Below are 11,944 nucleotides of genomic sequence, written 5' to 3'. Positions count from 1 at the left end.
GACGAATCGACCCCGCCGGACACGCCCACCATGATCCGCGGCGTGCTCATGCCACCGCCCTCACCAGCGCCAGCGAGTGGCGCTGGCCGGCCAGGAAGTCCTGGACCACCTGGGCCACCAGCGGGCTGCGCAGGCGGGCCGGATCGGCCAGCAGCTCGGCCGGGGTCAGCCACAGGGCGCGCACGATGCCCTCATCCAGCGCCCGCGCCGCCTCGTGGGCGAGCGGGGTGGCGGCAAAGGCAAAGCGCAGGAAGGCGGTGCCGTCCGGGGCCGTCCACTGGTACACCCCGATGAAATCGGTCAGCCGCACCGTCCAGCCGGACTCCTCCAGGGTTTCGCGCAGGGCCGCCTCGGCCAGGCTTTCGCCCGGTTCCAGGTGGCCGGCCGGCTGGTTCAGCACCAGGCGGCCGTCGATGCGTTCTTCCACCAGCAGCACGCGCCCGCCCTCCACCACGACGGTGGCGACGGTCACACGGGGCGTCCAGCGCGGGTCCGGCACGGCATTCACCTCAATATTCGTCCGCTTGGGTCAGCTCGGCTTCCATGGCATCGGCGGTGCGCATGGCCGCGTCGATGGCGTCGCTCAGCACGTCCTTGTTGGCGTTGGCGTCCACCTTGACCACGAACATCGCCAGCTGTTCCTGCTTGACCCAGCCGCCCAGCTTGGCGTCCTGGGAGTCTTCCAGCAGCCGGTTGGCCACCGCGGCGGGGAACTGCTTGCCCGGGGCGTTGTAGCCCGGCGACCAGATCTCGCGGATGCGGTGGCTGCCGTATTCCTCCACTGCCGAGCGCACGAACACCAGCTGGCTGCGGTCGTTGCCGGCATCGAAGACCAGCTTGTAGTCCCCGTCCTGGTCGATCTCATAGGGGTAGTCCAGTTCCTTGAGCACCTTGCCGACGGCCTTGTCCGGCTCGGCGGCATGCGCGCCGGCGATCGAGGCGGTCAGGAGCAAAGCGGTGACGATCCTTTTCATGAAATCCCTGTGAAAGTGGGGTGGGGGGCATTGTGAAGCATGCAGATTGTGAAGGGGCACGGAGGCAACGTCCATTCCCGCTATAATGTGCCGATGCCTCGCGAGCCCTCCCAAGAACCCCACCACGATCACGGCGTCATGCTGGAACCGGCCCGGCCGGAGGTGGCACCGCCGCCGTTCTACCAGGTGATGCTGCTCAACGACGACTACACCCCGATGGATTTCGTGGTGACCGTCCTGCAGAGCTTCTTTGCCATGGACCTGGACAAGGCCACCCAGGTGATGCTCCACGTGCATACCCGCGGTCGCGGCGTGTGCGGGGTGTTCACCCGCGAGGTCGCCGAGTCCAAGGTCGCCCAGGTCAACGAATTCTCGCGCATGAACCAGCATCCGCTGCTGTGCACGATGGAAAAGACCGGCGCCTGAGGCGCGCCGCCGGGGCAGGCCCCCGGCCTCCGCCCTCGGCAAACCTGCATCGACCGCATCCCGCACGTCTGCCGCCTTGGGCGGTGGCCGCTGCGTGCCTGCTTCTGCGTGCTCACCTTCAACAGGGCAGCGGTGCCGTCGGGGAGGCGGGCTGGGCGTGACCGGCGCGGGGCAGGGCAGTGGCGATGACGTCGCCATCACGGGCAAGCTGCCATCCCATAGGCCGTAGTTCGGGCATGATGGAGTTGCTGGGATGGCCTTGGGGAATCCGGGGTGGCGTGGGACTGCTAACGCCGTCTGAACGCACCGATCCGCTAGGGTGGTGGAAATTGCGCAGCTAGGCCGCATATTGTTCCCAACTGCCGCCGGAGTAGAACATGTTCAGTAAAGACCTCGAACACACCATCGGTCAGTGCTACAAGCGCGCCCGTGAGGCCCGGCATGAGTTCATGACGGTGGAACACCTGCTGCTGGCACTGCTCGACAACCCGTCCGCCCAGGCCGTGCTCAAGGCTTGCGGCGCCGACGCCGAGCGCCTGCGCCAGGAACTGGAGCAGGCCATCGAGGCCTCGGTCTCGCGCCTGGCCGAAGACGATGGGCGCGACACCCAGCCCACCCTGGGCTTCCAGCGCGTCTTGCAGCGCGCGGTCTACCACGTGCAGTCCTCGGGCAAGAAGGAGGTCACCGGCGCCAACGTGCTGGTGGCCATCTTCGGCGAGAAGGACTCCCACGCGGTCTATTACCTCAACCAGCAGGACGTGACCCGGCTGGATATCGTCAATTACCTCTCCCATGGCATCGCCAAGCTGGGCGAAGACGGCGAAGTGCCGCCGGCGGCCGATGGCGAAGGCCGTGCCGAGGGCGGCGAAGGCGAGGGCAAGGGCGATGCCCTGGCCGAGTTCGCCAGCAACCTCAACGAGGCCGCCCGCAATGGCCGGATCGACCCGCTGGTGGGGCGTCGCGACGAGATCGAGCGCACCATCCAGGTCCTGTGCCGCCGCCGCAAGAACAACCCGCTCTACGTGGGCGAGGCCGGCGTGGGCAAGACCGCCATCGCCGAAGGCCTGGCCAAGCGCATCGTGGAAGGCTCGGTGCCCGAGGTGCTGGCCGATGCGGTCATCTACTCGCTCGACCTGGGCGCCCTGGTGGCCGGCACCAAGTACCGCGGCGATTTCGAGAAGCGCCTCAAGGGCGTGCTGACCGCGCTAAAGAAGATGCCCAACGCGGTGCTGTTCATCGATGAGATCCACACCATCATCGGCGCCGGTTCGGCCTCCGGCGGCACCATGGATGCCTCCAACCTGATCAAGCCGGCGCTGGCGTCGGGCGAGCTGCGCTGCATCGGCTCGACCACCTTCCAGGAATACCGCGGCATCTTCGAGAAGGATCGCGCGCTGGCGCGGCGCTTCCAGAAGATCGACATCGTCGAGCCGACCGTCGGGGAAACCTACGAGATCCTGCAGGGCCTCAAGCCCAAGTACGAGGCGCACCACGGCGTGACCTATGCCGATGACGCGCTGCAGGCCGCCGTGGACCTGTCGGTCAAGCACATCGGCGACCGCCTGCTGCCGGACAAGGCCATCGACGTGATCGACGAGGCCGGTGCCCGCCAGCGCCTGCTGCCCGAGGGCGAGCGCAAGGAGCTGATCGACATCGAGGAGATCGAGACGATCGTGGCCAAGATGGCGCGCATCCCGGCCAAGCAGGTCAGCGCCACCGACAAGGACGTGCTCCAGCACCTGGAGCGCAACCTCAAGATGGTGATCTTCGGCCAGGACCCGGCCATCGAGACCCTCGCCTCGGCGATCAAGCTGGCCCGCTCGGGCCTGGCCAATCCGGAAAAGCCGATCGGCAACTTCCTCTTCGCCGGCCCAACCGGCGTGGGCAAGACCGAGGTGACCAAGCAGCTGGCGCTGCAGCTGGGCATCGAGCTGGTGCGCTTTGACATGAGCGAGTACATGGAGCCGCATTCGATCAGCCGCCTGATCGGTGCCCCTCCGGGCTATGTCGGCTTCGACCAGGGCGGCCTGCTCACCGAGAAGATCGTCAAGACCCCGCACTGCGTGCTGTTGCTGGACGAGGTGGAAAAGGCCCACCCGGACATCTTCAACATCCTGCTGCAGGTCATGGATCGCGGCGTGCTCACCGATACCAACGGGCGCGAGGCCAACTTCAAGAACGTGGTGCTGGTGATGACCACCAACGCAGGCGCGGCGCAGGCCTCGCGGCGCTCGATCGGTTTCACCCGCCAGGACCACGCCACCGACGCGATGGAGATCATCCGCAAGAGCTTCACGCCGGAATTCCGCAACCGCCTCGATGCGGTGGTGCAGTTCCAGCCGCTGGGCTTCGAGCACATCCTGCGCGTGGTGGACAAGTTCCTGATCGAGCTGGAGATGCTGCTGCAGGAAAAGCACGTCAGCCTGTCGGCCACCCCGACCGCGCGCGACTGGCTGGCCCGCCACGGCTTCGACCCGCTCATGGGTGCCCGCCCGATGGCGCGCGTCATCCAGGACAAGGTCAAGCGCCCGCTGGCCGACGAGCTGCTGTTCGGCAAGCTGGTCAACGGCGGCCGGGTCAGCATCGATGTCCGCGACGACGAGCTGTTCGTGGAAACCCAGGCCGAGCCGGAGCGGCGCCTGCCTGCCACCGTGTAAGCGGCCAGCGTTGGTCGTGACGCGCCACGCAACACCAGGAAAGCCCCGAAAGGGGCTTTCCTGCGTCTGGCCACCCTGCTCAGCGCGACCGCGCCCGCGCGCGCGTGGCGAACTGTTCCGGCGTGATCGGTTCCAGGGCCGCCACCTCGCACTTCTGCGACTTGGTGGTCAGGGTGCTGATCCCGCCGCCACACAGCTGGCCCTCGTGTTGGGGCGTATCGAAGCTGAAGGTGCGGGTCTGCGCCACGCTGCTGCAGTTGTCCTTGAAGCGCACGATGAAATGCTGGTCGGCATTGCGCAGCAGGATGTCGCGCTCGGCGCGGGCGCGGACCACCTGCTGGTCCGGCGACAGGGTGATGCAGTCAGGGGCGCCGGTCGCGGCCGGTTCGGCGGCGTGGGCAGACAGTGCCGCCAGGGCCAGGCAGGCAGCGGCGAACAGGCGCGAAACGGGCGAAGTCTTCATTGCGGGGGCCGGGCATGGCGATCCGGAGTGGACCGGCAACCAGACTGCACCTGGCCGCGTCGGCGCGAATCTGCAGCAAGGCAGCCTGACCGACGTCAGGGTGCACAGGGTCAGGGTGCCGCTTGGCAGGGGTTGGCCGCTTTTTCGCGGCCACGCAAAAAGGCCAGCTCCTGGCTGGCCTTCTGGCGGGGCTTCTGTAGGGAAGCCGCCCCGGACCGCTTACTTCATGCGGTACGTGATACGACCCTTGGTCAGGTCGTAGGGCGTCATTTCGACCTTGACGCGGTCGCCCGTCAGGATGCGGATGTAGTTCTTGCGCATGCGGCCGGAAATGTGGGCGATGATTTCATGCCCATTTTCCAGTCGTACGCGGAAAGTGGTGTTCGGCAGCGTCTCGCTGACGGTGCCTTCGAACTCGATGGAGTCGTCTTTCGACATGTAGTCCTGTGCAGTTCTGTAAACGGCCGAGCTGGCCTTAAGAGCGGGCATTTTACGCGTGTTGGCGCGTTCATGCAAAGTTTGCGTTAAACCGCCGGATTTACAGGCCATTTACCCCACACGGCGCCAGTAGCACCGGTAGTGCCGGCCGCTGGCCGGCTCCTCAAAATCCCCGGCCCGCCAACGCCGCCACCGCCATCTCACCAAACCGCCAGGTCCAGCTGCCCGCAGGCGCCTCCAGCCGCACCTGGTCCCGCACCAGCGCCAAAAAGCGCTCACGCGACATGTGCTCGGCCCCCATGCTCAGCAGGTGGTCGTTCTCCACCTGTGCATCGATCAACGGCCAACCCCATTGCTGCAGCCGATGCGCCAACCCGGCCAGTGCCACCTTGGAGCCGCCACTGGATGCACTGAACATGCTTTCGCCGAAGAACATCCGCCCGATCGCCACGCCGTAGATGCCGCCCACCAGCTGCTCGCCGTCGAACACTTCCACCGAATGTGCATGCCCCATCCGGTGCAGGTCCACGTACGCGTCACGCATCCCGGTGGTGATCCAGGTGCCGTCCTGGCCCGGGCGAAAGCTGTTCGCGCAGGCGGCGATCACCTCGGTGAAACGGGTGTCGGCACGCACCACCCACGGGCTGGCGCGCAACGTGCGGCGAAAGCGCGAGGCCAGGTGCACGCCATCGGTGCGGAACACCATCCGCGGGTCCGGCGACCACCACAGCAGTGGCTGGCCGTCGGAAAACCAGGGAAAGATGCCCCCGGCGTAGGCGTTGAGCAGCCGCACCGGGGACAGGTCACCGCCGACGGCCAGCAGCCCGTCGGGGTCGCGCAGTGCCGTCTCGGCCGGCGGAAACGGCGCGTCCGCTCGCGCCTCCAACGCCCACGGCAATCGGCGGCTCATGCGGGGTTACCGGCCTTGAACGGGCTGTGCGCGTCCAGTGCCTGTGCGTAACGCGCCACGTCGGCGCGCTCGCTGGCGCACCAGTCGGCCAAGGCCTCGGCAAACGCGGGCTCGGCCACCCAGTGCCGGCTGCGCACCACGGTCGGCAGGAAGCCCCGGGCCAGCTTGTGCTCGCCCTGTGCCCCGGGCTCGAAGCGCGCCACGCCTTCGCGCAGGCAGTACTCGATACCCTGGTAATAGCAGGTCTCGAAATGCAGGCCGGGCAGGGTGGCACCGCCCCAGTAACGGCCATACAGCGTGTCCGCCCCGCGCAGGCACAACGCGCCGGCGATCGGCTGTCCTTCCTGCTCGGCCAGGAAGATGACCAGCTGTCGCGGCATCGTCGCCGCCAGGTGGCGCAGGAACGGCAGCGTCATCGCCGGCGCATTGCCGTACTCGGCAAAGGTCTGCAGGTAGAAGCCGTGCATCGCCAGCAGGTCGTCCTCGCAGGCCTCATCGCCGTGCACCACCCGGTAGGTGATCCCGCTGCGCGCCAGCTTGGCGCGCTCCTGGCGGATGTTCTTGCGATGCTTGTGGTCCATCGCCCCCAGGAAGTCGGCAAAGGTCGCCCACGGGCCCGGGTTGTGCCACTGGAACTGGATGTCCTCACGCAGCATCCAGTCCGGGCCGAAGGCGGGATCGTCGTCGCGCGCGTGGAAGTTCACGTGGGCCGAGGACCAGCCCATGCGCTCCACTTCGGCACGCAGCGTGGCGGCCAGCGCGACGCGGCCGGCCGCATCGCGTGCCAGCAGCCGCGGCCCGGTCACCGGCGAGTACGGCACCGCGCCCAGCCACTTGGGGAAGTAGTCCAGTCCGTGCCGCGCATAGGCGTTGGCCCAGGCATGGTCGAACACGAACTCCCCATGCGAGTTGTCCTTCAGGTAGCCGGGGATGGCGCCGACCAGCCTGTCGCCCTCCCACAGGGTGAAGTGGCGCGGCCGCCAACCCCATTCCGGGCGCAGGCAGCCGTGGTCTTCCAGCCCGGCCAGGAAGGCATGGGTCACGAACGGGTTGCGGCCGTCGTGCAGCGCATCCCAGGCAGCGGCGGGGAGGTCGGCGAGGCGGTGGAGGAAGCGTGGATCGGGCATGGCTAGAGGATAGGGCAGTGCGATGGGGAATGGGTGTTGAGAACGTGGGTCGATCCGTTCCCCGGATGCCATAGAAACGGGGTGATAGCTCTTACGTGGAGCGTGCGTGCGGCCGCAGTTCATTTGGCAGGGAGGGCGCAGATTGCGCGGGCGCCGTCGGAATAGCGCATTTCCTTTCATTCATGGAGAGTGCCGATGTCCAGTCGTCCTTTGTCGTCTTTGATGTTGATGGTCGTCAGTGCCGGTATGGCCGTGGCGGCACTTGTTGCAGGCACCCCAGCCCGTGCCACCCCGGACGGGCCGCTGCGCCTGGAGCGTGACGTGGAACTGGACACACGCCTGACCCAGCGCGCCCGGTACTCGCTGGAGCGGATGCCGCTGGTGGATGGCCAATCGAGACCCCGGCACGTCAGCGCTTCGATGGACATCGCCAAGGGCGTGATTACCGTCCGCCTGGATCGGTCGTTTCTTCCCGCCGACTACGGCCCCGCGTTCGAGGATCAGCGGAGCATCATCAACAATGGCCTGATTCACGAGGCCGAACAGTTTGCCCCGGTAAACGCCGTCAAGTACCTCTACGACGGCAAGGACGTCGATCACTACTTTCCCGAGATCAAGGCCGCCGACGACGCGGCGCGCGAGGCGGGTGAGCGCAGGCGGCAAGGCGGGGGCGGCGCCGGCATGGCATTTGTGGCGGCAGGGCATGGCTATTTTCTAAGTCACAGGACCAACGCCTGGGTAACAACGCGTGATGAGCATCACGGCGTCAACGAAGGGTTGCTCACACCGCTGTATGCGGCTGAGCTCAAGGGGCTGGTGGAGGCCCGCAGCCACATGCCCGTGGTTCGCCCCCGAGTTCAGGACGCCGGGCCGATCCATGAAGACAGTGGTTTCGAGTGGTGGACCATGGCGGCGCGCTACGCGATCGCCCGGCAGTATCCTGGAGAAACGTCTATATGGAACACCTATGCGGGCAGCACGCTGTGGGACAGGGAGGAGCGGGAAGACATCAATAGCCGACCAATGCTGGCCAACCATCTAAATGCCGACGTTGCCATCCATCTGCACAGCAATGCCGACGACAATGGGACCGCGCGGGGGGCGCGTGTCATCACTCAGCCTGGTCGGGCAGTGGATCACGCGCTGGGGCGTAGCGTTCTGTGTTCAATGAAGGAGGCCATTCAAAGCCAGCCCGGCTATGAGTCGTTCGTGGTTGCCCCAGCACCGCATGAAGAGAACAAGGGCGAGAACCGGGAGGCGAAAATGCCGTCCATCATTGTGGAAACCGCTTTCCACACGCATCCGGACGATGCCAGGGCGCTGCTTGACCCGGTATTCCGCACAGCCGCCATGAAGGGTGTGGAAAAAGGCTATCGCCTGTGGGCGGCCGGCAAGGCGTGTGAACCCCTGGTCGGGGAGCGGATAGCGCGGGTCAGCCTGCCGTCCGGTGGCGCTGAAGACGTCGAGGTGGCGTTCAAGGGGAACCCCGAGTATCCCTTGCGCCTGGTTACGGTCAGTGCGCATTGTCCGCCGGGATGGACCTGCACGGAGGGCACCAGGACCATTGCCTCGCCCGATCAGCCGCATGCCATCCGGTTGAGCTGCGGTGCCGAGGCAGTGGGTACACTGACGTGGAACACACATATCGTGGACGCGGATGGCGTGGCCTCCGCGCCGGTCCTGCATCTGGTGAACTGCGGATAGCCCAAGGAGGGTGCAATGCAACGGAATATCGTGACTGAAGGGGTGGGCCGTCCTCGCCGGGTACTGCCTGGACTTCCCACCATGGCACTGGTGGCAATGCTGGGCCTGGCAGGCTCGGCGGCGGCGGCCGACGACGGTCCGGCGTCCGATGCAGGCCTCACCGCGCTGGCGCAGAGGTCGCTGCTGACCGCGCCGGCCATCGAGGGGCAGGACAAATCCCGCGTGCGGCTCAAGGTGACCTACACCGCGGCCCGCCAACAGCTGACCACCGATTACGTCAGTGGCTACATTCCAGCCAATGATGTCGAAATGGAAGACCAGCAGCAGTGGGTAGGCAACAGCCTGATGTTCCGGCTTGAACCGGCGCAGCCGGTGCGGAGCATCGTGTTCCTGTATGCCGGCAAGCCGCTGTCCCACTACTTCCCCGAGTCCTTTCCGCCGGGCGAGCGCTGACGTTCAGCAGCTGGCTCCACGAAAAAGGCCGGCGCATTGCGCCGGCCTTCGGGATTGACCCGCCGATGGTCCTGCCTCAGCCCAGCTCGCCCTTGGCGTCCAGGTAGCGCTCGGCATCCAGCGCGGCCATGCAACCAAAGCCAGCCGAGGTGATGGCCTGGCGGTAGTGCTGGTCAGCCACGTCGCCGGCCGCGAACACGCCTTCCACCGAGGTCTGGGTGGCATTGCCGCCCAGGCCCGAGCGGATGTCCAGGTAGCCATTGTTCATGGTCAGCTGGCCCTCGAACAGGCTGGTGTTGGGGTGGTGGCCGATGGCCACGAAGAAGCCGTGGGCCTCGATGTCGCGGGTGCTGCCGTCCAGGGTGGACTTCACGCGCACGCCGGTGACGCCGGCTTCGTTGCCCAGCACTTCATCCACCTGGTGGTGCCACACGGTCTCGATCTTGCCGGCGGCGACCTTGGCAAACAGCTTGTCCTGCATGATCTTTTCCGCCTTGAGGGTGTCGCGGCGGTGGACCAGGTAGACCTTGCGGGCGATGTTGGACAGGTACAGCGCCTCTTCCACGGCGGTGTTGCCGCCGCCCACCACCACCACGTCCTGGTCGCGGTAGAAGAAGCCGTCGCAGGTGGCGCAGGCGGACACGCCGCGGCCCTTGAAGGCTTCTTCCGATTCGATGCCCAGGTACTTGGCGGTGGCGCCGGTGGCGATGATCAGGGCGTCGCAGGTGTACTCGGCGCTGTCGCCGATCAGCCGGAACGGGCGCTGGGCCAGGTCGGCGGTGTGGATGTGGTCGAAGATCACCTCGGTCTCGAAGCGCTCGGCGTGGGCCTGCATGCGGGTCATCAGGTCCGGGCCCATCAGGCCGTGGGCATCGCCGGGCCAGTTGTCCACTTCGGTGGTGGTCATCAGCTGGCCGCCCTGCTGCAGCCCGGTGATCACCACTGGCTTGAGGTTGGCGCGCGCGGCGTAGACGGCGGCGGTCCAGCCGGCCGGGCCGGAGCCAAGGATGACGAGCTTCTGGTGGCGGGAGGGCAGGGAATGGCTCATGTAGACTCGCGTAAAAGTGATGGGGCGGGGCGCCGGCGGTGTTTGCGTGGCGTCCAAGTCAGGTCATAGAGTGGCGGCAGGGGCGAGGCGATTCAAGGCGACCGATGGAACGGGGCGACCTGTCGGGCATACCGGTGCCCCCCGTGCCGGCGTTTTGACGGAGGCCGGGCCCGGTGGGCGTGCCGACCAGGGGTCGACACCTACCGGGGTGCCAGCCAGTCGTTTATTATCAAGCACTAACAGTGCATTCCCAAGGTCTGGTCTAAGGTGGCGAAGCAGCTCCCGGAACGATCCAAGTCGGCTGACGGCAAACCGTCGCGCAAGGCGGCAGCGCCCCCGGCGCCTGCCGAAAATCCCGGTCGCCAGCGCTTGTGGCGCGACCTGGGGCTGATCGCGATCGCCCCGGCGCTGCTGTACCTGGTGGCCAGTCTGTTCACCTATTCGGCCGCCGATCCGGGCTGGTCGCACACCGGCAGCGTGGTGGCCCCGGTGCACAACATGGGCGGCCGGGTCGGGGCGTGGATCGCCGACGTGCTGCTGCAGCTGTTCGGCTACATCGCGTTCGTGCTGCCCATCGTGCTGGGCGCGCTGGCCTGGATCGCCATGTTCGGGCTCAAGCGCGAGAGCAAGGGCGAGCATGACCTGGACCCGGCGCTGCGGCTGGTCGGGCTGGTCGGCTTCCTCATTGCCGGCACCGGTTTCCTGCACGTGCGCCTGTTCACCGGCGATGTGGCCCATGCCGGCGGCATCCTGGGGCGCCTGGTCGGCAACTCGCTGAGCGCCGGTTTCGGCGCACTGGGCGCCAACCTGTTCGTGCTGGTGCTGCTGCTGGCCTCGATCACCCTGGCCACCGGCATCTCCTGGTTCGTGGTGATGGAGAAGATCGGCCGCTGGGTGCTGGCGCTGCCGCCGTTGTTCAACAAGAAGAAGGAACAGGCCACCGAATGGCAGCAGACCCGCGCGATGCGCGAGGAGCGCCAGGAAGTGCGCAAGGTCGACGCCGAGGTGCGCGCCAAGCGCGAGCCGGTCAAGATCGAGCCGCGCCCCGAGCCGGTGCTGGAAAAAAGCGACCGGGCCAAGCGCGAGACCCAGATCCCGATGTTCCGCGGGGTCAATGGCGATGGCTCGGACGTGCCGCCGCTGGCGCTGCTGGACGACCCCAAGCCGCAGCCCAAGGGCTACGACGAAACCACGCTGGAAACCCTGTCGCGGCAGATCGAGTTCAAGCTCAAGGACTTCCGCATCGAGGCCCAGGTGGTGGGCGCCTACCCGGGCCCGGTGATCACCCGTTTCGAGATCGAGCCGGCGCCGGGCATCAAGGTCAGCCAGATCAGCTCGCTGGACAAGGACATCGCCCGCGGCCTGTCGGTCAAGTCGGTGCGCGTGGTGGACGTGATCCCGGGCAAGTCGGTGGTGGGCCTGGAGATTCCCAACGTCACCCGCGAGATGATCTACCTGTCCGAACTGCTGCGCTCCAAGGAGTACGACAAGTCGGCCAGCGTGCTCACCCTGGCGCTGGGCAAGGACATCGCCGGCCGCCCCACCGTGGCCGACCTGGCGCGCATGCCCCACCTGCTGGTGGCCGGCACCACCGGCTCGGGCAAGTCGGTGGCGGTCAATGCCATGGTGTTGAGCCTGCTCTACAAGGCCTCGCCGAAAGACCTGCGGATGCTGATGATCGACCCGAAGATGCTGGAGCTGAGCGTCTACCAGGGCATCCCGCACCTGCTGGCCCCGGTGGTGA

General features: G+C 66.8%; 12 protein-coding genes. 5 read left to right on the top strand and 7 right to left on the bottom strand.

Annotated features, from left to right (window positions below; translation table 11 throughout):
* Positions 1 to 46: 46 nt before the first annotated feature.
* Together RSA25_RS16940 and RSA25_RS16935 are read right to left on the bottom strand one after the other, a co-directional pair.
* On the bottom strand, positions 47 to 508 hold the full coding sequence (locus tag RSA25_RS16940; RefSeq protein WP_332810010.1) for an NUDIX hydrolase: 462 nt from the start codon (positions 506 to 508) through the stop codon (positions 47 to 49).
* A 1-nt stretch (position 509) separates the two neighbouring features.
* Positions 510 to 974, bottom strand: coding sequence for a hypothetical protein (locus tag RSA25_RS16935; RefSeq protein ID WP_332810009.1), 465 nt, complete (start codon positions 972 to 974; stop codon positions 510 to 512).
* A 93-nt stretch (positions 975 to 1,067) separates the two neighbouring features.
* On the opposite strand from RSA25_RS16935, the gene clpS reads away from it, so the two are divergent.
* Together clpS and clpA are read left to right on the top strand one after the other, a co-directional pair.
* Positions 1,068 to 1,400, top strand: coding sequence for an ATP-dependent Clp protease adapter ClpS (gene clpS, locus RSA25_RS16930; RefSeq protein WP_259202585.1), 333 nt, complete (start codon positions 1,068 to 1,070; stop codon positions 1,398 to 1,400).
* Positions 1,401 to 1,777: 377 nt separating this feature from the next.
* Complete coding sequence (gene clpA / locus RSA25_RS16925) at positions 1,778 to 4,057, top strand: ATP-dependent Clp protease ATP-binding subunit ClpA (protein ID WP_332810008.1); 2,280 nt, start codon at positions 1,778 to 1,780, stop codon at positions 4,055 to 4,057.
* A gap of 79 nt (positions 4,058 to 4,136) precedes the next feature.
* Here the strand turns inward: clpA and RSA25_RS16920 are convergent, their stop codons facing one another.
* The 4 genes from RSA25_RS16920 to RSA25_RS16905 form a co-directional block, all read right to left on the bottom strand.
* Positions 4,137 to 4,520 carry a hypothetical protein gene (locus RSA25_RS16920; RefSeq protein ID WP_332810007.1) on the bottom strand — a complete coding sequence of 128 codons (384 nt, stop codon included), beginning with the start codon at positions 4,518 to 4,520 and terminating at the stop codon, positions 4,137 to 4,139.
* 219 nt (positions 4,521 to 4,739) lie between these two features.
* Positions 4,740 to 4,958, bottom strand: coding sequence for a translation initiation factor IF-1 (gene infA, locus RSA25_RS16915; RefSeq protein ID WP_005409596.1), 219 nt, complete (start codon positions 4,956 to 4,958; stop codon positions 4,740 to 4,742).
* A gap of 163 nt (positions 4,959 to 5,121) precedes the next feature.
* Positions 5,122 to 5,868 carry a leucyl/phenylalanyl-tRNA--protein transferase gene (gene aat / locus RSA25_RS16910; protein WP_332810006.1) on the bottom strand — a complete coding sequence of 249 codons (747 nt, stop codon included), beginning with the start codon at positions 5,866 to 5,868 and terminating at the stop codon, positions 5,122 to 5,124.
* The gene (locus tag RSA25_RS16905; RefSeq protein ID WP_332810005.1) at positions 5,865 to 6,995 is read right to left on the bottom strand and encodes a GNAT family N-acetyltransferase; all 1,131 of its coding nucleotides are present in this window, start codon (positions 6,993 to 6,995) and stop codon (positions 5,865 to 5,867) included. The genes aat and RSA25_RS16905 overlap by 4 nt, the downstream gene beginning before the upstream one ends.
* Positions 6,996 to 7,190: 195 nt before the next feature.
* Here RSA25_RS16905 and RSA25_RS16900 point away from each other — a divergent pair, with 195 nt between their 5' ends.
* Positions 7,191 to 8,699, top strand: coding sequence for an N-acetylmuramoyl-L-alanine amidase (locus tag RSA25_RS16900; protein WP_332810004.1), 1,509 nt, complete (start codon positions 7,191 to 7,193; stop codon positions 8,697 to 8,699).
* An 81-nt stretch (positions 8,700 to 8,780) separates the two neighbouring features.
* On the top strand, positions 8,781 to 9,152 hold the full coding sequence (locus tag RSA25_RS16895; RefSeq protein ID WP_332810003.1) for a hypothetical protein: 372 nt from the start codon (positions 8,781 to 8,783) through the stop codon (positions 9,150 to 9,152).
* Positions 9,153 to 9,228: 76 nt separating this feature from the next.
* Here RSA25_RS16895 and trxB read toward each other — a convergent pair whose 3' ends face one another.
* A complete protein-coding gene (trxB, locus tag RSA25_RS16890) occupies positions 9,229 to 10,200 on the bottom strand; it encodes a thioredoxin-disulfide reductase (RefSeq protein ID WP_332810002.1) in 972 nt (323 codons plus the stop codon).
* A gap of 267 nt (positions 10,201 to 10,467) precedes the next feature.
* Between trxB and RSA25_RS16885 the strand changes: the two genes are divergently transcribed.
* Positions 10,468 to 11,944 (top strand): DNA translocase FtsK 4TM domain-containing protein (locus RSA25_RS16885; RefSeq protein ID WP_332810001.1); only part of this gene is annotated, 1,477 nt, incomplete at its 3' end.

Origin of the sequence: Stenotrophomonas sp., assembly GCF_036662295.1 — a bacterium.
Classification (GTDB): Bacteria; Pseudomonadota; Gammaproteobacteria; order Xanthomonadales; family Xanthomonadaceae; genus Stenotrophomonas.
Note: the sequence above shows the minus strand (reverse complement) of the source record. Positions and strands in the feature narration are given on the sequence as shown.

Excerpts from the sequence above, each read along its gene's own strand:
- RSA25_RS16935 (WP_332810009.1), bottom strand. The coding sequence starts at position 974 with ATGAAAAGGATCGTCACCGCTTTGCTCCTGACCGCCTCGATCGCCGGC.
- clpS (WP_259202585.1), top strand. The coding sequence starts at position 1,068 with ATGCCTCGCGAGCCCTCCCAAGAACCCCACCACGATCACGGCGTCATG.
- clpA (WP_332810008.1), top strand. The coding sequence starts at position 1,778 with ATGTTCAGTAAAGACCTCGAACACACCATCGGTCAGTGCTACAAGCGC.
- RSA25_RS16920 (WP_332810007.1), bottom strand. The coding sequence starts at position 4,520 with ATGAAGACTTCGCCCGTTTCGCGCCTGTTCGCCGCTGCCTGCCTGGCC.
- infA (WP_005409596.1), bottom strand. The coding sequence starts at position 4,958 with ATGTCGAAAGACGACTCCATCGAGTTCGAAGGCACCGTCAGCGAGACG.
- aat (WP_332810006.1), bottom strand. The coding sequence starts at position 5,868 with ATGAGCCGCCGATTGCCGTGGGCGTTGGAGGCGCGAGCGGACGCGCCG.
- RSA25_RS16905 (WP_332810005.1), bottom strand. The coding sequence starts at position 6,995 with ATGCCCGATCCACGCTTCCTCCACCGCCTCGCCGACCTCCCCGCCGCT.
- RSA25_RS16900 (WP_332810004.1), top strand. The coding sequence starts at position 7,191 with ATGTCCAGTCGTCCTTTGTCGTCTTTGATGTTGATGGTCGTCAGTGCC.
- RSA25_RS16895 (WP_332810003.1), top strand. The coding sequence starts at position 8,781 with ATGGCACTGGTGGCAATGCTGGGCCTGGCAGGCTCGGCGGCGGCGGCC.
- trxB (WP_332810002.1), bottom strand. The coding sequence starts at position 10,200 with ATGAGCCATTCCCTGCCCTCCCGCCACCAGAAGCTCGTCATCCTTGGC.